Genomic DNA, 22,758 nt, shown 5'->3' with positions numbered 1-22,758 from the left:
ACGTAGCGGACACGCCTAAGGCACGCCTGAGGCACGGCTGCGGGCGCGGCTGCGGATGCGGGGCGGTTGCGCCGGGCGTTGACTGGAGCCGTGCCGCCCATCGCCCGTCGTACCCGCGGCGCCCGCATCGAAGGATGACGACCCCAGGTGGCCGCACCGGACCCCGACCTGCCGCGCTCGCTGCTCCGGGCGGTCCTCGCCGACCCCGAGCACCTGCCCGAGCACCTGGCCCGGTTCGCGCTGCGGCACATGGGGCCGGTCGCGGACCGCGCGGTGGCCAGGACGCGCGAGCAGCACCCCGGCGCCGAGCCGGCGGAGCTGCGCGCCCTGGTCGTCGCGCGCGGCCGGCGCAACACCGTCACCGAGGGCGCGTTCGTCGGCGGGCCCTTCCTGCTGCTGATCCCGGTGGCGTTCTGCGCGGCGCTGCTGAACCAGGCCCGTACGGTCCTGGAGTTGGCCGGGCTCGACGGTCGGGATCCGACGTCTCCCGAACGGGCGGCTGAGCTGCTGGTCCTCATGGGGGTCCACTCGGACACCGCGAGCGCCCGTGCCGCGCTGGCGGCTCCCGCAGCGCCCCGGGCGGGGGCGCGTCGGACGGTGCTGCGGCCCGGGGCGCTGGGGCGCCTCACACTGCGCATGGCCCGACTGCTCGGGCTGCTCGGGCCGCCGGGCACGGACGGTCACCAGCGGGTCCGGTGGCGCCAGTGGGCCGTGGTCCTCATCCGGTCGGTGACGGTGGGGCTGGTGTTCGTGGTGGGGCTGGTGGCGCCGCTGGTCTGGCTGCCGTACATGGCAGTCTCGTACCACGCGGCGACCGGACGGCTCACCGACCGGGCCGCGCTCTTCTACTTCAGCGAGCCCGCGCCGGCGCGCACGCGGCGGGGCGACCGCAGCGTGCCGGGGCTCGCCCACGCGTACGCCAAGGCGCTGGGCTCGATGGTGCTGCCGGCTCTGGTGACGTTCCTCGTCCTGGTGGCGGGGGTGCGCATCGAGCACTCGCAGTGGCCCGTTGTGACCATGGCGCTGGTCCTGCTCTCGGTGGCGACGGGTGCGTTCTGGCAGGCGCGCCGGGGCCGTCGGCGCCCGCGCCGGGAGTGAGCGCGCGGCACCCGGCGCGTGCGTACGCGGTGGGTGCGGGCCCGCACCCGGCCCCCGACGCGTGCGGGCCCGCCGAAGGCGGTCCGTCAACTGCGGTGTGCCCCGCCCACGCGGGTACCAAAGTATGCGTGGATCCGTCCCGTTCCCATCCCGGGAACCTGGGGGTTCGCCCTAGCCTGCGCGGGTGACTCCAGCTCCCCGCCCCAAGCCCTCCCCCGCCCCGGACCCCGCGGTGGCCCGGCGCGCGCTCCTCGGCTCCCTCGACCGGTCGTTGCGCGCTCTCGGCCCCGGTCGCGACGGCGGCGCGGCGCCCGGCGCGCCGGTCTTCCTCGACGTGCTCCGGGCCTGCGCAGATGCACTGCTGCACGCCGTGCCGGCGGACGTGTGGTGCGCCGTGGCCCTCGATCCGGCGACGCTCTTGGACACCGGCGGGCTGCACGAGCACGGGTTCCCGCAGAGCGTGATGCCGCGCCTGTTCGAGATCGAGCACGCCGACCAGGTCGGGGTGGACAACGTCCGCGCGCTGGCGCGCCGCAGCGCCCCGGCCAGCCTGCTGAGCGCCTCCATGCAGGGGCGGGTGGCGCAGAGCGTGTACTGGCGCGACGTGCTGCGCCCGGTGGGGCTCGCGGACGAGTTGCGGGTGGTGTTGCGCGACGGCTCCCGCACCTGGGGCCTGTTCGTGCTGTGCCGGGGCGCCGCCGCGCTGCCGTTCACGGCCGCGGAGGTCCGACTGGCCTCGGCGATCAGCGCACCGGCCACGGTCGCGCTGCGCCGTTCGCTCCTGCGGACGGGGATCGACCGCGCTGACGTCCCGGACGCGGCGGGGCTGTTGGTGGTGGACGACGAGGGGCGGACCCGGCTGTGCACGGCCACCGCCGAGCGCTGGCTGGCGCTGATCCAGGAGGCCCATCCGCCGCCGGGGCAGCGCTTCCCGTACGCCCTGACGGCGCTGGTCAACCGGGCGCGCACGGCGGGGCTCGGCGTGCAGGTGCGGTCCCGGGCCATCAGCCTGACCGGGCACTGGGTCACGCTCAGCGCCTGGCGGGAGGCGCCGTACGACACCGGGCGGGGCGCGGACGGCGTCGACGACGAAGCCCTGACCTATGTGTCGCTGGCCGCCAGCCACCCGCGGGAGCTCACCGCCATCGTGCTCGACGCGTACGGGCTGACGCCGCGGGAGCGTCAGATCGCCCAACACGTACTGCTCGGGCACTCCACGGCCGAGATGTCGGCGCGGCTGCACATCGCCGAGTACACCGTCCAGGACCATCTGCGGAAGGTCTTCGACAAGGCGGGGGTGCGCAGTCGCCGGGACTTCAGCGGGGAGCTGTTCCAGCGCTGCTACCTGCCGCGGCTGGACGATCCGCCGCTGACCACGGACGGTCGGATGCGCGAGGACGACGGGCGCGGGCGCGGTCCCGGGGCGTGAACGGGTCCGCCCCGCCTCCGGCGGGTGGCTGCCGGGGGCGGGGCGGGAGTGCGCCGGGACGGGACCGGGGCACGCCCGGTCCCGTCGCCGTCGGTCAGCCGAGCGCTGCGATCGCCTGGTTGAACGTCTGGGACGGACGCATGACGGCCGCCGCCTTCGCCGGGTCGGGCTGGTAGTAGCCGCCGATGTCCACCGCGGAGCCCTGCACCCCGAGCAGCTCGGAGACGATGGTCTCCTCCTGCTCGGACAGCGTCTTGGCGAGCGCCGCGAACGCCTCGGCGAGCTGCGCGTCGTCGGTCTGCCGGGCCAGCTCCTGCGCCCAGTACAGCGACAGGTAGAAGTGGCTGCCGCGGTTGTCGATGCCGCCGACGCGACGGGTCGGCGACTTGTCCTCGTTGAGGAAGGTGCCGGTGGCCCGGTCCAGGGTCTCGGCGAGCACCTTGGCGCGGGCGTTGCCGGTGGAGGTGGCCAGGTGCTCGAAGCTGACCGCGAGGGCCAGGAACTCGCCCAGGCTGTCCCAGCGGAGGTAGTTCTCCTTGACGAGCTGCTGGACGTGCTTGGGCGCGGAGCCGCCGGCGCCGGTCTCGAAGAGGCCGCCGCCCGCCATCAGCGGGACGACCGAGAGCATCTTGGCGCTGGTGCCCAGCTCCAGGATGGGGAACAGGTCGGTCAGGTAGTCGCGCAGCACGTTGCCGGTGACGGAGATGGTGTCCTCGCCGCGGCGGATGCGCTCCAGGGAGTAGCGGGTCGCGTCGACCGGCGCCAGGATCTCGATGGTCAGCCCGTCGGTGTCGTGCTCCGGCAGGTACTGCTTGACCTTCTCGATCAGCTGCGCGTCGTGGGCGCGGCCCTCGTCCAGCCAGAAGACGGCCGGGACGCCGGTGGCGCGGGCGCGGGTGACGGCGAGCTTCACCCAGTCCTGGATCGGCAGGTCCTTGGTCTGGCACATCCTGAAGACGTCGCCGGCGGCTACCGGCTGCTCCAGGACGGCGGTGCCGGCGGCGTCGACGACGCGGACGGTGCCGGCGGTGGCGACCTCGAAGGTCTTGTCGTGGCTGCCGTACTCCTCGGCCTTCTGGGCCATCAGGCCGACGTTCGGCACCGAGCCCATGGTGGCCGGGTCGAAGGCGCCGTTGGCCCGGCAGTCGTCGATGACGACCTGGTAGATGCCGGCGTAGCTGCTGTCCGGGAGGACGGCGAGGGTGTCGGCCTCCTGGCCGTCGGGGCCCCACATGTGGCCGGAGGTGCGGATCATCGCCGGCATGGAGGCGTCGACGATGACGTCGCTGGGCACGTGGAGGTTGGTGATGCCGCGGTCGGAGTCGACCATGGCCAGCTCCGGGCCGGCGGCGATCTCGGCGTCGAAGGACGCCTTGATCGCGGCGCCCTCGGGCAGGGACTCAAGGCCCTTGAAGATGGTGCCGAGGCCGTCGTTCGGGCTCAGGCCGGCCGCGGCGAGCGCCGCGCCGTGCGCCGCGAAGGTCTTCGGGAAGAAGGCGCGCAGCACGTGGCCGAAGACGATCGGGTCGGAGACCTTCATCATCGTGGCCTTGAGGTGCACGGAGAACAGGACGTCCTCGGCCTTGGCGCGGGCGACCTGGGCCGTCAGGAACTCGCGCAGCGCCGCGACGCGCATCACGGAGGCGTCGACGACCTCACCGGCGAGCACGGGGACCGACTCGCGCAGCACGGTGGTGGTGCCGTCCTCGCCGACCAGCTCGATGCGGAGCGAGCCCGCCTCGGCGACGACCGCGGACTTCTCCGTCGAGCGGAAGTCGTCGGCGGTCATGTGCGCGACGTTGGTCTTCGACTCCGCGGACCAGGCGCCCATGCGGTGCGGGTGGGCCTTGGCGTAGTTCTTCACCGACGCGGGGGCGCGGCGGTCCGAGTTGCCCTCGCGCAGCACCGGGTTCACGGCGCTGCCCTTGACCTTGTCGTACCGGGCGCGTACGTCGCGCTCCTCGTCCGTCTTGGGGTCGTCCGGGTAGTCGGGGAGGGCGTACCCCTTCTCCTGGAGCTCGGCGATCGCGGCCTTGAGCTGCGGGATCGAGGCGGAGATGTTCGGCAGCTTGATGATGTTGGCGGCCGGCGTCTTGGCCAGCTCGCCCAGCTCGGCGAGGGCGTCCTCGATCCGCTGGCCCTCCTCCAGGCGCTCCGGGAAGTGGGCGATGATGCGGCCCGCCAGGGAGATGTCCCGGCTCTCCACGGCCACCCCGGCGGTGGCGGCGTACGCCTTGATCACCGGCAGGAACGAATACGTCGCCAAGGCCGGGGCCTCGTCGGTGTGCGTGTAGATGATCGTCGAATCAGTCACCGGGTGCTCCGCTCCACTCCACGTCTGCAACATTGCTCGATGTCAAGATATCCGATTGCTCGATGTCAAGATATCTGGTGCTCGTCCCCCTCCCGACAGGCCCCCGCCCACCGGTCCCGAAGGGCCCCTGCCCGCCTGGGGACTGCCGAAGACGTGAGCTGGGTCTCCCGGCGGAGATGGCTTCATGGTTCACTGATCAAGAAAAGCTTTTGGCTCGCTCCAGGAGGCGCCTCCATGCCCGATCGTGACCCCCGGCTCGCTTCCACCGCCGACGTGCGCGCCCGCATCGACACGGGCAAGCCGCACTCCGCCCGCTTCTGGAACTACTTCGTGGGCGGCAAGGACAACTACGAGGTGGACCGGGAGATCGGGGACCAGATCAAGCAGATCTTCCCGGGCCTGGTGGACGTGGCGCGCACCAGCCGGCACTTCCTGGGGCGCGCGGTGCGCCATCTGGCCACGGAGCGGGGCGTCCGCAACTTCCTGGACATCGGCACCGGCCTGCCGACCGCCGACAACACCCACGAGGTGGCTCAGCGTGTGGCGCCCGACGCGCACATCGTGTACGTGGACAACGACCCGCTCGTCCTCGCGCACGCCCGCGCGCTGCTGACCAGCACGCCCGAGGGGAAGACGGCGTACATCGACGCGGACCTGTACGCACCGGAGAAGATCCTCCAGGAGGCGGGCGCCACCCTGGACCTCTCCCAGCCGGTGGCCCTGATGCTCCTCAACGTGCTCGGGCACGTCGCGGACCACGAGCAGGCGAAGGGGCTGGTGTCGTCGTTGATGGCGGGCCTGCCGTCGGGCAGCTTCCTGGTGATCAGCGACTCCACGGCCACCAGCGACGGGATGATCGCCGCGTCGAAGGCGTACAACGACAGCGGAGCCGTGCCCTACTACGTGCGCAGCGTGGCGGAGTTCACCGGCTTCTTCGACGGCATGGAGCTGCTGGAGCCGGGGGTCGCGCAGGTCACCCACTGGCGGGCGGAAGGGGGCGCGGTGCGTGAGGACGTGGACGCCTACTGCGGGGTGGCCCGCAAGCCGTAGGGCGCGCGCCGGGGCGGGACTTCGCGCACGGTTCGTGCACGGTTCGCAGACGGTCTCGGCGCGAAGTCCGGCGTGCGGCGGGAGCTGCGTCGGTCCCCTCCGGCGCCTCGGCCCATGGTTGGCAGGGGGGCGCGGCGGCAACCACCCACGGTCGTACGCCGTCGCTGCCCGGCACCTTCTGAAGGTGCATGACGCGACCTCCCACGGGCTGACGCGGAGCGGGAGTTGTACGCCCTAGCGTCTATCGCATGATGCGACTCACCCGCACCGCCACGGCGGTCGCCCTCAGTTTGAGCCTCGCGCTGCCGGTCGCCGTGGCGTCCTCGGCGTCCGCCGCCTCGGCGCCGTCGGCCGCCCAGTCGGCCCAGGCCCCCCGGAAGCAGGCTCTGCAACTGCCGCGCCCGACAGGTCAGTACGGGGTCGGCAGCTCGGTGCTCCATCTCGTCGACCGCTCCCGCAAGGACCCGTGGGTGCCGACGGCCGACGGGCGCGAGCTGTTGGTGACGGTCCACTACCCCGGGGCGCGCCGGGGCGGTGGCGGCGCCCCCGCCCGGTACGCGACCACGGCGGAGGCCAGGGCGATGGTCGACGGGTTCGGGGTCCAGGGGGTGCCGCCCGAGGTGTTGAGCGCGACGCGCACGCACAGCCGGGTGGGGGCGCGGCCCGCTCCCGGGAAGTTCCCGTTGGTGGTGCTCTCACCGGGCTTCAGCGCCTCCCGGTTCACCCTCACCAACGTTGCCGAGGACCTCGCCAGCCGGGGCTATGTGGTGGCCCTGGTGGACCATGCGTACGAGTCCTTCGGCACCTCGATGCCGGGCGGGCGGACGCTGCCTTGCGTGGCGTGCAAGGCGCTGGACGTGGACGGGGTGCCCGCCAGCGTGGTCACCTCCACACGCGCCAAGGACGTGTCCTTCCTGCTGGACCGGTTGACCGGGCGCCAGGCGGAGCGGCACCACCCCGACTGGTCGAAGCTCATCGACCGCCGCCGGATAGGCATGGCCGGGCATTCGATCGGCGGCGCCAGCGCAGCGTCGACGATGGCGGGCGACCGTCGCGTGCTCGCCGGGGTCAACATGGACGGGGCGTTCTGGGAAGACCTGCCCCCGCAGGGGCTCAGCGGCCGACCCTTCATGATGCTGGGCACGGACGACGACGTGCACCGCCCGGGCGGCCGGGACACCACCTGGGACCGGATGTGGCCCACGCTGGACGGCTGGAAGCGCTGGCTGACGGTGGCCGGTTCGGACCACGGCTCCTTCTCCGACTTCCCGCTGATCCTGGCGCACTTCGGCCAGCCGCAGCCTCCGCTGCCCGCCCCGCGCGCCGCGGACCTGGTGCGCACCTATCTCGCGGCCTTCTTCGACCAGCATCTGAAGGGGGTGGAGCAGCCGGTGCTGGCGGGGCCTTCGGCCCAGCATCCCGAGGTGGTCTTCCACCACCAGCGGTGACGGGTGCCCGCCGTCCGGCGTCCCGTCGGACGGCGGGTCCGCCGCCCCTTCCGTAGCTCCGTCTGGGACCTCAACTCCCCTTTGGTCCAGACCTCTTGACGATAGGTCTGGACCAACCTACGTTGTGCCCAACACCCCCACGTACGTCCTCCAGGCCCCCCACAGTCCCAGGAGGTGAGCGTGCTCGGCCGCACTCCCCCCACACCCCCCTTCGACGCGCCCCGCCCCCTGTCCCCGGTCGCTCGTCGCCGACCACCCGCTGCGGGCGATCTGTGCGGACAGGAAGGGAGCACAGCATGAGAGGTCGTCTGTCCCGGCTGCTCGGAGCCGGCCTGGCCGCTGCGATCGCCGTACCGCTGCTCGCCGCGGTGGCCCCCGGCCAGGCTTCCGGCACCGACGTCACGGAGCGCACCACCGAGCTCCGCGACCGACAGGGCGTGTCCTGGACCGCACCGCAGCGCGCACCCGAGGTGGTGCCCCAGACCGGGGTGCGGGCCGCGGCGCGCGCTTCGGCGGCGGAGACCTGTCCGGTGAAGTCCAAGCCCGCCGGCAAGGTGCTGCACGGCTACTGGGAGAACTGGGACGGCGCGGCCAACGGCGTGCATCCGCCGCTCGGCTGGATCCCGATCACCGACTCCCGCATCCGGGCCCACGGCTACAACGTGCTCAACGCCGCCTTCCCCGTCATCCGCTCGGACGGCACCGTCCTGTGGGAGGACGGCATGGACAGCACCGTCAAGGTCGCCACCCCCGCGGAGATGTGCCAGGCCAAGGCCGACGGCATGACCATCTTGATGTCCATCGGCGGCGCCGCGGCCGGCATCGACCTGAGCTCCAGCGCGGTCGCCGACCGGTTCGTCGCCACCGTCGTCCCCCTGTTGAAGAAGTACAACTTCGACGGGATCGACATCGACATCGAGACCGGGCTGGTCGGCAGCGGCAACATCAACCAGCTCTCCGCCTCCCAGGCAAACCTCATCCGCATCATCGACGGCGTGCTGGCCCAGATGCCGCCGAACTTCGGCCTGACCATGGCGCCGGAGACCGCGTACGTCACCGGCGGCAGCGTCGTGTACGGCTCGATCTGGGGCGCATATCTGCCGATCATCAAGAAGTACGCGGACAACGGCCGGCTGTGGTGGCTCAACATGCAGTACTACAACGGGAGTTACTACGGCTGCTCCGGCGACTCCTACCAGGCCGGCACGGTCGCCGGCTTCCGGGCGCAGACCGACTGCCTCAACCGCGGGCTGGTCATCCAGGGCACCACGATCCGGGTTCCGTACGACAAGCAGGTCCCGGGGCTGCCCGCACAGCAGGGCGCCGGCGGCGGATACATGCCGCCGAGCCTGGTGGCCCAGGCGTGGAACGGCTACGGCGGAGCCCTCAAGGGCCTGATGACCTGGTCCCTGAACTGGGACGGATCGCGGAACTGGACCTTCGGCGACAACGTCAAGGCGCTCCAGGGCCGCTGACGCCCCGTTGAACCGGTGGGCCGCCCTCGCTCTGGGGGCCGGGCGGCCCACCCACCCCCTCCCTATCCCACCGAGCCCACCGAGCCCACGGGCGCGCCTGCCGCCGCCCGGCGCTCCCAAGCCCCACCATGGGCGCGATGAGTGCATGGGAACCGGTGCTGGTCCTGCTGGGCGTCGTTGCGGCGGGCGTCGCGCTCCTGTACGCCGGGGGCGCCTGGCTCGCCGTCGTGCGCCGGCCCCTGGTGGCGGCCCCCTTCAGCGGCGGGCTCACCCCGCGTGAGCACGCCTTCTCCCGCTACCACGCTCGCTGGTACCCGGTCACGATGGTCTTCCTCGCCTTCGACATGGAGATGTTGTTCATGTACCCGTGGGCGACGGTCGTCGTCGACGTGGGGGCGAGCGCGGTGGTGGAGATGTTCCTCTTCCTCGGCATCCTCTTCGCCGCCGTCGGCTACGCCTGGCGCGAGGGGGCGTTCCGATGGGCCTGAGGGCCGCGCTGCGGCGGGCGGCCGTGGCCCGGCCCGGCGTGCTGCTCGTGGCCCTCCCCGGGGCGACCGCCGTGCGGCTCGCGGCGGAGGCCGAGCTCCGTCGGCGTGGCTGGCCGCAGGTCACGGCGCCGGCCGCGGCCAATTTGCTGGTGGTCGCGGGCGACGGCGCGGACGAGGACGGCTGGGTGGAGGCGGTGTGGCGGCAGGTGCCGGCGCCGCGGGCCAGGGTCGGCCTTCCGGCGCCCTCGTCGGTCGCGGCCCGGCTGGACGCGGGAGCGGCGCTGCTGACCCGGCCCCCGACGCCGCCCGGCCCGTACGCCCCTGACGCCACCGGCGCCGTGGAGCGGCCGATGGCGGACCGCGCCGACGACCGCGACGGACTACGGCTGGATCTGCTCCACCTCCCCCTCGGGCCCGCCCTAGCCGACTGGCCGAGCGGACTGGTCCTGCACACCGAGCTCCAGGGCGACGTCGTCCAGCGCGCCGAAGTGGGTCACGTCCCCGCGCCCGAGGGCACTGACCCGTACTGGAACGAGCCCTGGCTGCGGGCGCTGCGCGGGGAGGCGGTGACGCGGGACGAGGCGGCCCGGCGCCGCTGCGCCGCGCACCTCGACAGCCTCGGCCGCTTCCTCGCCGTCAGCGGTTGGCCGGCCGCCGCCGCGGACGCCCGCCGGCTGCGGGACGGCGTCCTCGCGGGCGGCGCAGCGGATCCCGGCCCGTTCGTCCGCCGGGTCTCCCGCTCCCGAACCCTGCGGTGGCTGACCGCCGGGCTCGGCCCCCTGCCGTCCTCGCGCGCCCATGAACTGGGCGTCACGGGGCCGGCTCTGGTCGCCGACGGGGACGCACTCGACCGCGTCCACGTCTGGCTCGACGACGTGGTCCGCAGCGCGGCCGACTTCGGCGACCCCGGGCCGCTGCCCCGTACCGACGTACTCGGGCCCCGGGGCAGGCTGGACCGCGCGCAGCCGCCGTCCGCGGCGCTGCTGGCGGCCCTGGAACGGTTGCTGCCCGGGGCGGAGTTCGCCGCGGCCCGGCTGATCGTCGCCAGCTTGGACCCGGACGTCGACGAGTTGGCGCGGGCGTCGGACGTCGCCCGTGGCTGACGTCGCGCCCCTGTGGGCGACCGTGGTGCTGCCCGTCACGCTGACGGGCGCCGCGCTGGCCACCGCCGCCTTCCACGCGGTGCTCGCCGGCCGCCCGGCCTCGCCCCGGGCCCTGGCGCGCGACGCCGCCGCGCCCGTACGAGAGGGGCTGCGGCTGCTCGCGCAGCAGCCCCGCCGCACGCCGGCCGCCGACACCGCTTTGCTGCGGGTCGGCGTGGTGTTGGTGCCGGTGGCGGCCGTGCTCGCGGGCGCCGTCCTGCCGCTGGGCGCCACCGCCGTCGCCGATCCGCCCGTCGGCGTGGTGTGGTTCAACGCGATGGAGGCGCTGGCCTGGGCCGCGGTGTGGCTGGCGGGCTGGGGGCCGAACTCGGCACTGTCGCTGATCGGCGGCTACCGGTTCCTGGCGCAGGGGCTGGCGTACGAGTTGCCGCACATGTTCGCCCTCACAACGGCAGCGCTCGGCGCCCAGTCGCTGCGCGTGGGGGCCATTGTCGACGCCCAGGAGTCGCTGTGGTTCGTGGTGTGGATGCCGGTGGCGTTCGCGATCTATCTCGCCAGCGCCCTCGCGATGTCGTTCTGGGGGCCGTTCGACCGGCCGACCGGGAGCGACCTGGCGGGCGGGGCCGCGGCCGAGCTGTCCGGGGTGGACCGGCTGGCGCTGCTCGGCGGCCGGTGGTTGCTGCTGGTGGTCACGGCCGCGTTCTCGGTGCCGCTGTTCCTCGGCGGCGGCCACGGGCCCTGGCTGCCGCCGTGGGCCTGGACGCTGGTGAAGACGGCGGTCGTCCTCGCGGTGCTCGGTGTGGTGCGGCAGCGGCTGCCGGCGCTGCGGATGGACCGGTACGTGGAGCTGGCCTGGCTGGTGCTGGTGCCGCTGGTGCTGTTGCAGGCCCTGGTGGTCGCCGTCCTGGTGCTGATCCCGTGACGGCGACGACCATCAGGACGAGCCCGAGCCCGAACCCGGGAGCGCGGTGAGGTGGCGGCGGGCGACGTGGTCTTCTGGGTCCTCGCGGGCGTCGCGGTCGTCGCCGCGGTGTGGGTGTTCCGCTTCGACTCGATGGCCCGGGCGACGTACGCGCTGCTGACCTCGCTGCTGTGCACGGGCGGCGTGGTGGTGCTGCTCGGCCTGGACTACCTGGGCGTGGTGATCGTGCTGATGATGACCGTCGAGATGGCCCTCATGGCGGTGTTCATGGTGATGTTCATGATGAACCCGGCCGGTCTGATGCCGATGGCGATGGTGCACAACACCCGGGGCGCCGCCGTGATCTGCACGGCCCTGTTCGCCGCCCTCGCCGCCGCCGTCGTGCTCACCCCCTGGCCGAAGCCGCGCGGCCGGCCCCCGGCGGATGCGACCGAGCAGCTGGGGCTCTCCCTGATGGGTCCGCAGATGTTGACGATGATGACGCTCGGGATGGCGCTGTTCGCCGCCATCGTCGGCACGGTGGTGCTGGCGACCCGACGCGGCCGGTACGACCGCTACGGCGACGACCTGTCCGCGGCCCGGGCCCACGACCCCGCGCGGGGCGGGGTGGGCCGATGAGCCTGGAAGCCGTACTCCTGCTGGCCGCCGCGCTGCTCGCGGTCGGACTGTTCGGCGCCCTGACCCAGCAGTCGGTCGTGATGCTGATGATGGGTCTGGAACTGATGCTCGGCGGGGTGATCGTGGCCGCCGCCGGCGTCTGGCGGCACGTCGCCCCGGCGTCCGCGGACGGCCAGGTGCTGGTGGTGCTCGCGGTGACCGTGATGGCCGTGGAGATGGCGATCGGCTTCGCGGTGGTCACCGCGCTGTTCCGGGCGCGCGAGGTCGACGTCACCGACGGTGCGACGGAGCTGCGGGGGTGAGCGGGCTCCTGTGGGCGCTGGTCGCCCTGCCGTTGGGCGGTGGGGCGCTGTTGGCGTGCGCGGGGCGCCGCGCCGACCGGATCGCGGCCCCCGTCGCCGTGGCGCTTGGCGCGGTCGGCCTCGGCCTCGCGTGCGCGGCTGCCGTCACCCGACCCGCGGCGCGGGCCCCGCTGTTGGCGGGGCTGCCGTTCCAACTCCGGGTCGACGGCCTGTCCGCGCTCCTCGTGGTGACCGTCACCGCGGTGGCCGCCGCCGTCCTGCTGTTCAGCGTCTGGAACATCGGCCCCGGCGAGGCCCGGGCCCGCTTCTTCGGGCTGATGCTGCTCTTCAGCGGCGCGATGCTGGTGACGGTCACCGCCGCTGACCTGCTCACCTTGCTGATGGGGTGGGAGGTGATGGGGGCGGTGTCCTGGGCGCTGATCGGCTACTGGTGGCGGGAGCCGCGCCGGGTGCGGGCTGCGGGCACGGCGTTCCTCACCACCCGCGCCGCCGACGTCGGGCTGTACGTGGCGGCGGGCGCGGCGCTCGCCGGCGTGCCGTCCGGCTCGCTCGCGCTGGACCGGCTGCCCGAGGCGGGCGAGCCGTGGCTGTCGTTGGTGTGCGCCGGGGTGGTGGTGGCCGCCCTCGGCAAGTCGGCCCAACTCCCCTTCAGCCACTGGCTCTCGCACGCCATGCAGGGCCCGAGTCCGGTGTCGGCGCTGCTGCACTCCGCGACGATGGTGGTGGCGGGGGCGTATCTGCTGCTCCGGCTGGAACCGCTGCTGGCGGCTTCGGGCTGGGGCGCGCCGCTCGTCGCCTGGACCGGTGCCGTGACCGCCCTCGCGCTGGGTCTCGTGGCGGTGGCGCAGCGGGACCTCAAGCAGACGTTGGCCGCTTCCAGTTGCGCCCAGATCGGGTTCATGGTGCTGGCGGCGGGGACCGGGGGCCTCGCCGGGGGAACGTTGCAGCTCATGGCGCACGCCGCGGCCAAGAGCCTCGCCTTCCTCGTCGCGGGCGCGTGGCTGACGCTGCTCGGCACGCAGGTGCTGCCGGCGCTGCGGGGCGCCGCGCGGGCTGACCGCACCACGGGCGCCGCCTTCGTCGTGGCCACGCTCACCCTGGCCGGGCTGCCGCCGCTGTCCCTGTGGGCGGCGAAGGACCTGGTGCTGGCCGCTGCGGTGCGGCACGGGCCGTGGTTGTACGCCACGGGGCTGGCCGCAGCCGTGGTCTCCGCCGTGTACGCCACCAGGGCACTGTGGTTCGTCCTGGTCGGCCGGCGGGGGCGGGCGGCGGCGCCGCCCGCCTCGGCCCGGCTCGCCCTCGTGCCGCTCGCGATGGCCTGCCTGCTGCTGACGCTCCTCGCCTTCCCGCCGCTGCGCGACGCGTTCGTCCGGGTGTTCGGCGCGGGCCCGCAGCCCGAGCCGCACGCCGCCGAGTTCGTGCTCTCCGCCGCGCTGGCCCTTCTCGCCTCCGCCGTCTGCTGGCGGTGGGGCACGGCCCGCACGCCGCTGCCCCGGCCGTTGCGGGGCTGGTTCGCCGACTGGCTGGGGCTCTCGACCGCCGTGCGCGTCCTGGTGGTGCGGCCCGTGCTGGCGACGGCCGGCGCGCTGGCCGCGTTCGACGACCGGGTGCTCGACCGGGCGGTGACGGGGTCGGCACGGGGTGCGGTGCGGCTGGCCCGCCGGGTGGACGCGACCGTGGAGCGGCGGGTGGACGGGGCCGTCCACGGCGTCGCGGGCACCACCGCGCGCCTCGGCCGCCTCGCCCGCCGTCCGCAGACCGGTCGGGTCCACCAGTACCTCGCCCAGGCGGTCTCCGCGTTCGCGGTGCTCTCCGTCGTCCTCGTCCTCTTCGTCGTCCTCGCCGGATCGGGGTGAAGCGCGTGCTCACCGTCCTCGTCCTGTTGCCCACGGCCGTGGCCGCGGCCTTGCTGTGCCTGCCGCGCGGCACGCCGCGGCGGGTGTTCGCGCTGGTGTGGACGGCCACGGCCGCGGTCGAGTTGGCGCTGGCCGTGGTGTTGTGGGCGGGTTACGGCCCGGGCGGCGGCATCCAGCACGAGACGCGGGTGCGGTGGATCCCGAGCGTGGGCATCGGCTACCACGTCGGCCTCGACGGGCTCTCGCTGCCGCTGGTGGCGCTGACGTGCGTGCTGTTCCTGGCGTGCGCGGTGTACGCGCTCGGCGAGCGGCGGCGGGCGCGGGAGTTCGCCGCGCTCTTCCTCTTCCTCCAGACCACCTGCCTCGGGCTCTTCGCGGCCCTGGACCTGATCCTGTTCTTCGTCTTCTTCGACCTGTCCATCGTGGCGATGTACTTCGTCATCGCGGGCTGGGGCCACCGGGGCGCGGCCCGCGCCGCCCTCCAGTTCTTCCTGTACACCTTCATCGGGTCGCTGGCGCTGCTGCTGGGGTTCATCGGGCTGTACCTGGCCGCGGCGCCGCACACCTTCGACATGGTGGACCTGACCCGGCAGAACCCGCTGCCGGGCGCGGGGGCGTACGCCACGCTGGTGCTGCTGGCGGTCGGGGTGGGCCTCGCGGTCAAGACGCCGACGGTGCCGTTCCACACCTGGCTGCCGCCCGCGCACACCGAGGCCCCCGCCGCGGGCTCGGCGATCTTGGCCGGGGTGCTGCTGAAGATGGGCACGTACGGCTTCCTGCGCATCGTGGTGCCGCTGCTGCCGGGTGCCCTGCGGGCGTACGCGCTCGTCTTCGTCGCGGTCGGCGTGGTGTCGGTGCTGTACGGGGCGCTGGTGGCGCTGGCGCAGCGGGACTTCAAGCGCATGGTGGCGTACACCTCGGTCAACCACATGGGGTACGTCGTGCTGGCGGTCGGTGCGGCGGCGGCCGTGTCGTCCCCCGGACCGGGCGCCCGGCACCTCGCGGTCACCGGGTCGGTGGTGCAGATGGTCAGCCACGGACTGCTCACCGGCGCGCTGTTCCTGCTCACGGGGGTGTTGTACGAGCGGGGCCGCACCCATGACATGGCCGCGTACTCGGGGCTCGCGGGCCCGGCACCGGTGTTCGCGGCTCTGACGGGCGCGGCGGCCTTCGCCTCGCTCGGGCTGCCCGGGTTCTCCGGCTTCATCGCGGAGTTCCAGATCCTGGCGGGCAGCCTGGGGCCGCGGCCGGTGGCGACCGTGCTCGCGGCGCTGGGGATCGCGCTGACCGCGGGGCTGCTGTTGCGGGCGGTCCAACGGATCCTGCTCGGGCCGCTGCGGCTGCCGCGCGCGCCCGGTGCGGCCCGGCCCTTCCCCGACCTGCGGGCGCACGAAGCGGGGGCGATCGCGCCGCTGCTGGTGCTCGCGGTGGTCATCGGGGTGGCTCCGCGCTTCTTGTTGGACGTGGTGGAGCCGGCGTCCCGGGCCGTGCTGACGCTGGTGGCACGGTGAGCGGCGCCGTCGTTGCCCTCGATGCCCTGGATGCGGCGGGTGCGGCGGGTGCGCTCGCCATGACGGGCATGGACGAGAACCCGCTCGACCTGCTGCCCGAGGTGCTGTTGGCGGCGTCCGCGGTCGGTGGGCTGCTCCTGGGGTGTTGGCTGCCGCGGCCCCGGCAGTGGCCGGTGGCGGCGCTGGGCTGCGGGGCCGCCGCGGCGGGGATCGTCGCCGCGGCGCTCCAGGCGCCGGGTCCCGCCTTCGGCGGCGCCTTCGCGGTGGACGACGTCACCTCGGCGAGCCGGATCGTCGTCCTCGGCGGCCTGTTGGTCGTCCTCGGGCTCAGCGTCCGCCCGCTGGCCGGGCACCCGCGGCAGAGCGAGTACGCGGTGCTGCTGCAACTCGCCTCCCTCGGCGCCCTGTTGCTGGCCGGCAGCGCGGACCTGCTGCTGCTCGCCGCCGCCTACCTGCTGGCGAGCGTCCCCTCGTACGTGCTCGCCGGCTTCGGCAAGGACGCGGCCGGCACCGAGGCGGCGATGAAGTACTACGTGGTGGGGGCGCTGCTGGGGATCGTCATGCTGGGCGGGATCACGCTGCTGTACGCGGCGGCGCGCGGGGTCGCGTACCCCGTCCTGCGCACGGGGTTGCCCGGCGGGCCGGCGACGCTCGCGACCGCGGGCGTCGTCGCGGTGTCGGCGGGGCTGCTGTTCAAGGCCGGGGGCGTGCCGGGGCACTTCTGGGTGCCGGACGCGGTGCAGGGCAGTGCGGCGCCGGTGGCCGCGTTCTTGACCACGGTGCCGAAGGTCGCGGCGCTCGCCGCGCTGTTCCGGCTGGGTGCGGAGGCGGTGGCGGGCGCGGGAGTGCCCTGGGCGGCGCTGGTGGCCGTGGTCTCGGCGGCGTCGATGACCCTCGGCAATCTGGCGGCCTTCTTCCAGCGGGACGTACGGCGGCTGCTGGCCTACTCGACGATCAGCCAGGTCGGCTATCTGCTGCTGCCGGTGGCGGTGGTGGGGCGCACCGGGCTGGCGCAGCCGGCGCTGCTGTTCTACCTGGCGGCGTACGCGCTGACCAACCTCGGGGCGTTCGCGGTGGTGTGCGCGGTGCCGGGGCGGCGCACGATCGAGGAGTACCGGGGGCTCGGGCGGCGCAGCCCCGCGCTGGCGGGCGCGCTCGCGGTCTGTCTGCTGGGGCTGGTGGGGACGCCGCCGACGGCGGTCTTCCTCGGCAAGGTGACCGCGTTCAGCGCGGCGGTCGACGGCGGCTTGGCGTGGCTCGCGGTGCTGGCCGCGGCGAACACGGTGGCGTCGCTCTTCTACTACCTGCGGTGGATCGCGCCGACGGTGGCGACCGGTGCGGCGGGGGCTGCCGGCGGGGTTGGCTCTGCGGTCGAGGTGCGACCGGCCGCGGTCACCGCGTACGCGGCGGCAGCCGGTTCCGTGGCCCTGGGCCTCGCGGGCGGCCCCGTACTGGCGTTGCTGGAGAACCCGTAGGCCGTCGGCCGGTGGGCTGGGCGATCTTCTCTCATGGATTATTGGTCCAGACCTTTACGAGGGCGCCGATCGCCTTATAGCGTGTTCGCTGGTGAAACATCCCCCACAAGTTTCATCAACCCCCCACAAGGAGTTACGCGTTGACTGGCATCCTCGATGCCGCCCTGTGTCGTTACCGACGGCACAGCACCACCATCCTCCGGGTCTCGGTCGGGCTGGTCTTCGTCTGGTTCGGCGTCACGAAGTTCGTACCGGGCGTCAGTCCGGCGCAGGACGTCGCCACTCAGACCATGGACGTCCTGGCCTTCGGCATGGTGCCCCCGGGGACCTCCCGTCCCCTGCTGGCGCTCTTCGAGACCGCGATCGGCCTCGGGCTGGTCACCGGAGTGTTGTTGCGGCTGGTGTTGGCGGCCTTCTTCCTGCACATGGGCGGAGTCTTCTCCGCCCTGCTCATCCTTCCCGACCAGATGTGGAGCGCCCAGGTGCCGGCCCCCACCATGGAGGGCCAATACATCATCAAGAACGTGGTGTTGATAGCCGCTTGTCTGGCCGTGGCCGCCGACGACGGCCGCCGGTCGGTCGTGCGGCGCGGCAGACACCGGGGCGAAGTGCCCCGGCCGCGCGGCGCCGCCCGAGGGAATCAATGCTGGTCCTCGCCCGGTTGCAACGGAGGTGATCTTTCGATCACCGCCATGGACGAACCGAGGAAGGGCGAGGCGGGCGATGGAGCGAATGCGCACTGTGCTGCATGCGGGGACGAGCGGACTGTCCGGGGTGACGGTCGCGGAACGGCCCGTTCCGTCGGTCGGCCCGGGCGAAGCGCTCATCCGACTGCGAGCAGCCGGGCTCAACCACCGCGACCTGTTCGTGGCGGAGGGCCGCGCCCCGGGTGACGCGCCCCTGGTGCTGGGTGCCGACGGCGCCGGGGTCGTGGCGGCCGTGGGCACCGGCACGGGGCTCGCGGTGGGCGACGAGGTGATCGTCGACCCCACCGTCGGTTGGGAGCGCGCGGCCGAGGTGCCCGAGCTCCCCGAGATCCTGGGCGGCCCGAGCGACGGCACGTTCGCCCAGTACGTGGTCGTGCCGGCGCGCAACGCCCTGCCGAAGCCCGGGCACCTCGACTGGGTCGAGGCGGCGGCGCTGCCGCTCGCGGCGGTCACGGCCTACCGGGCGCTGTTCACCCGGGGCGGGCTGCGCGGCGGGGAGCACGTGCTGCTGCCCGGCATCGGCGGCGGGGTCGCGACGTTCGCGCTGGCGATGGCGAAGGCGGCGGGGGCCCGGGTGACCGTCACGTCCCGGAGCGAGGACAAGCTGCGACGGGCACGTGAGCTCGGCGCGGACCGGGCCGTGCGCAGCGACGCCGACTGGGGCTCCGAGCTGGGCCGGTCCGTGGACCTGGTCGTCGACAGTGTGGGCTCGGCGACCTTCGACGCCGCCCTCGCGACGCTGCGCGCCGGGGGCCGGCTGGTCACCCTGGGCGCCACCACGGGCCCGGACGTCGCGGTGTCGCTGCGCGAGCTGTTCTTCCGGCAGATCAGCGTGATCGGCACCTCGATGGGCAGCGCCGAGGAGTTCGCGGCCATGCTGCGGCTGGTCGCCGAGCACCGGGTGCGCCCGGTGGTGCACGGCACCTTCCCGCTGGCCGAGGGCCCCGGGGCGCTGGCCGCGCTGGCGGAGGGCAGCCAGTTCGGCAAGGTGGTGCTGACGGTCGACTGACCCGCCCGCGGCCGACGGCAGCCGGCCGACCGGCCTCCGCCCCGCAGCCACCCGAACGGTCCGCCGCGCTTGCCGGGGCACCGGCTCGCGCGGATGCTGGCGGATACCCCTGTGCGGGGAGGAGGGCTGGTCGGCCATGGCGGACAAGAGGGCCAAGCGCATCGCGGACTTCATCGAACCCCTGCGGGTGCCTCCGGGTACCGAGGTCGACCTCGCGCAGGACTTCGATCCCCGCTACCGGGCGCACCTGAAGCAGAGCCAGGGCGTGGAGCTGCTGCGCACCGGGGTCGGTCTGCTGGCCGAGTACCAGGCGCGGCTGGCGGCCCAGGACACGTACGGGGTGCTGGTGTGCCTCCAGGCGCTGGACGCCGGCGGCAAGGACGGCACGATCCGGCACGTGATGAGCGGGATGAACCCGCAGGGCGTGCGCGTCACCAGCTTCAAGGTGCCGTCCGCGGAGGAGTTGGACCACGACTACCTGTGGCGGTATGGCAAGCAGCTGCCCGACCGCGGCGGGATCGCCGTCTTCAACCGCTCCCACTACGAGGAGGTCCTGGTCGTCCGGGTGCACCCGGACGTGCTGGACCGGCAGAAGCTGCCGGCACCGGCCCGACGCGCCGGGATCTGGGAGCGCCGCTACCGCGAGATCAACAACTGGGAACGCTACCTCACCGACAACGGCTTCAAGGTCGTCAAGATCTTCCTGAACCTCTCCAAGGAGGAGCAGCGCACCCGCTTCCTCAAGCGGATCGACCTGCCGGAGAAGAACTGGAAGTTCTCCGCGGCCGACGTGCGCGAGCGCCGCTTCTGGGACGACTACCAGCAGGCGTTCTCCGAGATGTTGTCGGCGACCAGCACGCCCTGGGCGCCCTGGTACGTCGTGCCGGCGGACCGCAAGTGGTTCGCCCGGATCTGCGCGTCCGCGGTGCTGGTGCACACCCTGATGGAGATCGACCCCCAGTACCCCACGGTCGGCAGGCAGGCCCGCGAGGACCTGCTCACCGCCCGCCGGGAGTTGGAGGAGGAGGCGCCGCAGGGTGCGGACTCCGATCCGTACGCGAGCGGGCACCCGGACGCCGTGGCCCCGCCCGGCGACGGAAACGGCCGGCGTGGGAAGAAGGGTGGCGGGAAGAAGGGGAAGAAGGGGAGGCACGGCCGTGACCACGGCTGAGCCCGCGGACGACAGCACCGCGGCGCCCGCGTGGTACGCCCGCGAGCCGGCCGAGGTCGCCGCGGCCTTCTCGGTGGATCCCGCCACCGGACTGACCGCGGCCCGGGCCGCCGAACTGCTCAGCCAGCACGGGCCGAACGCGCTGCCCGAGGAGAAGCCGCAGCCCACCTGGCGCCGCTTCCTCGACCAGTATCGCAGCTACATGCAGCTGATCCTGGTGGCCGCAGCGGTCGTCTCGCTGGCGATCGCCCAGTGGAGCACCGGCATCCTGCTGGTGCTGCTCACCCTGCTCAACGCGGTCGTCGGACTGCGCCAGCAGGGCAAGGCGGAGAGCGCGATGAACGCGCTGAAGTCGATGATGAAGGCGACCGCACGGGTCCGGCGCGACGGACGGGAGTCCGAGGTCGCGGCGGAGGAGTTGGTCCCCGGGGACGTCGTGCTGCTCGCGGCCGGCGACCAGGTGCCGGCCGACGGACGCGTCGTCGCCGCCAGCTCCCTCCAGATCGACGAGTCCGCCCTCACCGGGGAGAGCGTCCCCGCGCCCAAGGACGCCCGCACCCTGGCGGGCGACCTCGGCCCGGGCGAGCAGTCGAACATGGCCTTCATGAACACCCCGGTCACCCACGGCAGCGGGGTGCTGGTCGTCACGGGCACCGGCGCCGGCACCGAACTCGGCCGGATCTCCGGGATGCTGACCACCACGCGCGCGGAGCAGTCGCCGCTCACCCGGCAACTCGACAACCTGACGCTGTGGATCGCCGGCGCAGCGGGGCTCACGATGATCGTGATGTTCGCCCTGGGCCGCACCCGGGGCCAGGCGTGGGACACGCTCTTCGTCAGCGCCGTCTCGCTCGCCATCGCGGCCATCCCCGAAGCGCTGCCGACGGTGACCCAGGTCATCCTCTCGGTCGGCAGCCTCAACCTGGCCCGGCGCAACGCCATCGTGAAGGACCTGCCGTCGGTGGAGACCCTCGGCTTCACCTCGGCGATCAACTCCGACAAGACCGGCACGCTGACCATGAACCAGATGACCGTGGTCGAGGTGCTGAGTCCGACCGACCGGTACACCGTCTCCGGCACGGGGTACGACCTCCAGGGCCAGGTCCACCGCGCCGCGGGCTCCACCGCCAGCGTCGAGGACGCGATCGTGCCGTTCCTGGTCGCGAGCGACGCGCAGTTGGTGGACGGCAAGGTCGTGGGCGACCCCACCGAGGGCGCCCTGCTCGTCCTCGGGCACAAGGCGGGCCTGGACATCGCCGCCACCCGGGCGGGGCTGCCGCGGCTCGCGACGCTGCCGTTCGACCCGGACTACAAGCTGATGGCCACCTTCCACACGGCGCGCGACGACGCGGGCCGGGAGGTGGTGCGCTGCTTCGTGAAGGGCGCGGCGCCCGCGGTGCTGGCCCGGGCCGCGACCGCGCTGGCCGACGGGCGTACGGTCCCGTGGACCGAGGAGTCGGCCGAGCGCGCCCGGCAGGCGACCGAGCGCATGGGCAGCGAGGGCCACCGGGTGATGGCGGCGGCGACGCGGGACCTGGACCCCGCGGACTTCGACGCCGACGGGGACCTGCTCGGCTACGTCACCGGGCTGCGGATGACGGCCCTGGTCGGCATGGTCGACCCGCCGCGCGAGGAGTCCCGGGCTGCGGTGGCCAGCGCCCAGCGCGCCCACATCCGGGTCCGGATGGTCACCGGCGACGACGTGACCACGGGCGCGGCGATCGCCCGCCAACTCGGCATCCCCGGCGAGGCCGTCCTCGGCGCGGACTTCGCGGCACTGCCGGAGCACGAGCAGCTGACCCGGATCGACTCCATCGGGGTGGTGGGCCGGGTCGCGCCGGAGCACAAGGTGCTGCTGGCGCAGACGCTGAAGAAGAAGGGCGACGTCGTCGCGATGACCGGCGACGGCGTCAACGACGCGCCCGCGATCAAGGCGGCGGACATCGGCATCGCCATGGGCAGCGGCACGGACGTGGCGAAGAACGCCGGACGGATGATCCTCTCCGACGACAACTTCGCCACGATCGTGTACGCCGTGGAGGAGGGCCGCAAGCTCTACGACAACCTCACCAAGTACATCCGCTTCGTGCTGCTCCTGCTGGTCACCTTCGTGCTGACGTTCCTCGGCGCGACGATCCTCAACATCGCCGCGGGCGAGCCGTTCACCCCGCCGCAGGTGCTGTGGGTGCACTTCGTCGTGAACGCCCCCTTCGGCTTCGCGCTCGGCTTCGACCGGGAGAGCCCGGGGCTGATGCGGCGCCGGCCGCGCCCGCGCGGCGAGTCGGTGCTCACCCCGTCGCTGCTCACCACCGTGGGTCTCAGCGGGCTGGCCCTCACCGTGCTGCTGCTCGGGCTGATCGAGCTCGGCGAGCGGCAGTTCGGGAGCGTGGCGGTCGGGCAGTCCACGGCGTTCACCGCGTTCGCGCTCTGTCTGATCGTGGCCGCGTTCGAGTGCCGCAGCGAGACGGAGTCGATCCTGCGGGCGTCCACCTTCGACAGCAAGCAGATGAACTGGGCGGCGCTCGGTGAGTTCGTGCTCGCGGTCCTGGTGACCCAGTTGGACGGCTTCCGACGGATCCTCGGCACCACCCAGATCGATCTGCGGCAGTTCGGCTGGGCGCTGTTGGCGGCGCTGGTGCTGCTGTGTGCGTGGGAGGCGGCGAAGGCGGTGGGGCGCGCGACCTTGCGGCGGGCGTGAGGAGTTCGCCGCGCACACGCCCGCACTCGCCCGCGCCCGCACTCGCACTCGCACCCGTACTCGTACTCGTACTCGTACTCGTAC

18 protein-coding genes are annotated in these 22,758 nt (G+C 73.5%); 17 read left to right on the top strand and 1 reads right to left on the bottom strand.

What is annotated here, in order from left to right; all coding sequences use genetic code 11:
* Positions 1 to 147: 147 nt before the first annotated feature.
* Together ABZ842_RS19455 and ABZ842_RS19450 are read left to right on the top strand one after the other, a co-directional pair.
* Positions 148 to 1,098, top strand: coding sequence for a hypothetical protein (locus ABZ842_RS19455; protein ID WP_361537962.1), 951 nt, complete (start codon positions 148 to 150; stop codon positions 1,096 to 1,098).
* A 184-nt stretch (positions 1,099 to 1,282) separates the two neighbouring features.
* A complete protein-coding gene (locus ABZ842_RS19450) occupies positions 1,283 to 2,527 on the top strand; it encodes a helix-turn-helix transcriptional regulator (protein ID WP_361537960.1) in 1,245 nt (414 codons plus the stop codon).
* A 94-nt stretch (positions 2,528 to 2,621) separates the two neighbouring features.
* Here the strand turns inward: ABZ842_RS19450 and ABZ842_RS19445 are convergent, their stop codons facing one another.
* On the bottom strand, positions 2,622 to 4,841 hold the full coding sequence (locus ABZ842_RS19445) for an NADP-dependent isocitrate dehydrogenase (RefSeq protein ID WP_361537958.1): 2,220 nt from the start codon (positions 4,839 to 4,841) through the stop codon (positions 2,622 to 2,624).
* A 234-nt stretch (positions 4,842 to 5,075) separates the two neighbouring features.
* On the opposite strand from ABZ842_RS19445, the gene ABZ842_RS19440 reads away from it, so the two are divergent.
* The 15 genes from ABZ842_RS19440 (at position 5,076) to ABZ842_RS19370 (ending at position 22,674) form a co-directional block, all read left to right on the top strand.
* Positions 5,076 to 5,891: an SAM-dependent methyltransferase gene (locus tag ABZ842_RS19440; protein ID WP_361537956.1), complete on the top strand. Its 816-nt coding sequence runs from the start codon at positions 5,076 to 5,078 to the stop codon at positions 5,889 to 5,891.
* 248 nt (positions 5,892 to 6,139) lie between these two features.
* Complete coding sequence (locus tag ABZ842_RS19435; RefSeq protein WP_361537954.1) at positions 6,140 to 7,339, top strand: alpha/beta hydrolase; 1,200 nt, start codon at positions 6,140 to 6,142, stop codon at positions 7,337 to 7,339.
* A 296-nt stretch (positions 7,340 to 7,635) separates the two neighbouring features.
* Positions 7,636 to 8,814, top strand: coding sequence for a chitinase (locus ABZ842_RS19430; protein ID WP_361537952.1), 1,179 nt, complete (start codon positions 7,636 to 7,638; stop codon positions 8,812 to 8,814).
* A 137-nt stretch (positions 8,815 to 8,951) separates the two neighbouring features.
* On the top strand, positions 8,952 to 9,302 hold the full coding sequence (locus tag ABZ842_RS19425) for an NADH-quinone oxidoreductase subunit A (protein ID WP_361537950.1): 351 nt from the start codon (positions 8,952 to 8,954) through the stop codon (positions 9,300 to 9,302).
* Positions 9,293 to 10,405 carry a hypothetical protein gene (locus ABZ842_RS19420; protein ID WP_361537948.1) on the top strand — a complete coding sequence of 371 codons (1,113 nt, stop codon included), beginning with the start codon at positions 9,293 to 9,295 and terminating at the stop codon, positions 10,403 to 10,405. Before ABZ842_RS19425 ends, ABZ842_RS19420 begins: the two co-directional genes overlap by 10 nt.
* Positions 10,398 to 11,327 carry an NADH-quinone oxidoreductase subunit H gene (locus tag ABZ842_RS19415; RefSeq protein WP_361537946.1) on the top strand — a complete coding sequence of 310 codons (930 nt, stop codon included), beginning with the start codon at positions 10,398 to 10,400 and terminating at the stop codon, positions 11,325 to 11,327. The genes ABZ842_RS19420 and ABZ842_RS19415 overlap by 8 nt, the downstream gene beginning before the upstream one ends.
* A gap of 51 nt (positions 11,328 to 11,378) precedes the next feature.
* A complete protein-coding gene (locus tag ABZ842_RS19410) occupies positions 11,379 to 11,945 on the top strand; it encodes an NADH-quinone oxidoreductase subunit J (RefSeq protein WP_361537944.1) in 567 nt (188 codons plus the stop codon).
* Positions 11,942 to 12,247: an NADH-quinone oxidoreductase subunit K gene (locus tag ABZ842_RS19405; RefSeq protein WP_361537943.1), complete on the top strand. Its 306-nt coding sequence runs from the start codon at positions 11,942 to 11,944 to the stop codon at positions 12,245 to 12,247. The genes ABZ842_RS19410 and ABZ842_RS19405 overlap by 4 nt, the downstream gene beginning before the upstream one ends.
* On the top strand, positions 12,244 to 14,103 hold the full coding sequence (locus ABZ842_RS19400) for a proton-conducting transporter membrane subunit (protein ID WP_361537941.1): 1,860 nt from the start codon (positions 12,244 to 12,246) through the stop codon (positions 14,101 to 14,103). The genes ABZ842_RS19405 and ABZ842_RS19400 overlap by 4 nt, the downstream gene beginning before the upstream one ends.
* Before the next feature lie 5 nt (positions 14,104 to 14,108).
* The gene (locus ABZ842_RS19395) at positions 14,109 to 15,614 is read left to right on the top strand and encodes an NADH-quinone oxidoreductase subunit M (protein WP_361537939.1); all 1,506 of its coding nucleotides are present in this window, start codon (positions 14,109 to 14,111) and stop codon (positions 15,612 to 15,614) included.
* A 59-nt stretch (positions 15,615 to 15,673) separates the two neighbouring features.
* Positions 15,674 to 17,089: an NADH-quinone oxidoreductase subunit N gene (locus tag ABZ842_RS19390; RefSeq protein ID WP_361538032.1), complete on the top strand. Its 1,416-nt coding sequence runs from the start codon at positions 15,674 to 15,676 to the stop codon at positions 17,087 to 17,089.
* A gap of 140 nt (positions 17,090 to 17,229) precedes the next feature.
* On the top strand, positions 17,230 to 17,982 hold the full coding sequence (locus ABZ842_RS19385; protein WP_361537937.1) for a DoxX family membrane protein: 753 nt from the start codon (positions 17,230 to 17,232) through the stop codon (positions 17,980 to 17,982).
* Positions 17,864 to 18,805, top strand: a complete 942-nt coding sequence (locus tag ABZ842_RS19380; protein WP_361537935.1) for a zinc-binding dehydrogenase — start codon at positions 17,864 to 17,866, stop codon at positions 18,803 to 18,805. Before ABZ842_RS19385 ends, ABZ842_RS19380 begins: the two co-directional genes overlap by 119 nt.
* A gap of 136 nt (positions 18,806 to 18,941) precedes the next feature.
* Entirely contained in the window at positions 18,942 to 19,976 is a 1,035-nt protein-coding gene (locus tag ABZ842_RS19375; RefSeq protein ID WP_361537933.1) for a polyphosphate kinase 2 family protein, read from the top strand.
* Entirely contained in the window at positions 19,963 to 22,674 is a 2,712-nt protein-coding gene (locus ABZ842_RS19370) for an HAD-IC family P-type ATPase (protein ID WP_361537931.1), read from the top strand. The genes ABZ842_RS19375 and ABZ842_RS19370 overlap by 14 nt, the downstream gene beginning before the upstream one ends.
* Positions 22,675 to 22,758 lie beyond the last annotated feature (84 nt).

The organism is Streptomyces sp. NPDC047315 (genome assembly GCF_040643215.1).
In the GTDB taxonomy this organism is placed as follows: Bacteria; Actinomycetota; Actinomycetes; order Streptomycetales; family Streptomycetaceae; genus Streptomyces.
Note: the sequence above shows the minus strand (reverse complement) of the source record. Positions and strands in the feature narration are given on the sequence as shown.

Coding starts and splice junctions, on each gene's coding strand:
- ABZ842_RS19440 (WP_361537956.1), top strand. CDS start 5,076: ATGCCCGATCGTGACCCCCGGCTCGCTTCCACCGCCGACGTGCGCGCC.
- ABZ842_RS19435 (WP_361537954.1), top strand. CDS start 6,140: ATGATGCGACTCACCCGCACCGCCACGGCGGTCGCCCTCAGTTTGAGC.
- ABZ842_RS19430 (WP_361537952.1), top strand. CDS start 7,636: ATGAGAGGTCGTCTGTCCCGGCTGCTCGGAGCCGGCCTGGCCGCTGCG.
- ABZ842_RS19425 (WP_361537950.1), top strand. CDS start 8,952: ATGAGTGCATGGGAACCGGTGCTGGTCCTGCTGGGCGTCGTTGCGGCG.
- ABZ842_RS19420 (WP_361537948.1), top strand. CDS start 9,293: ATGGGCCTGAGGGCCGCGCTGCGGCGGGCGGCCGTGGCCCGGCCCGGC.
- ABZ842_RS19405 (WP_361537943.1), top strand. CDS start 11,942: ATGAGCCTGGAAGCCGTACTCCTGCTGGCCGCCGCGCTGCTCGCGGTC.
- ABZ842_RS19390 (WP_361538032.1), top strand. CDS start 15,674: ATGACGGGCATGGACGAGAACCCGCTCGACCTGCTGCCCGAGGTGCTG.
- ABZ842_RS19375 (WP_361537933.1), top strand. CDS start 18,942: ATGGCGGACAAGAGGGCCAAGCGCATCGCGGACTTCATCGAACCCCTG.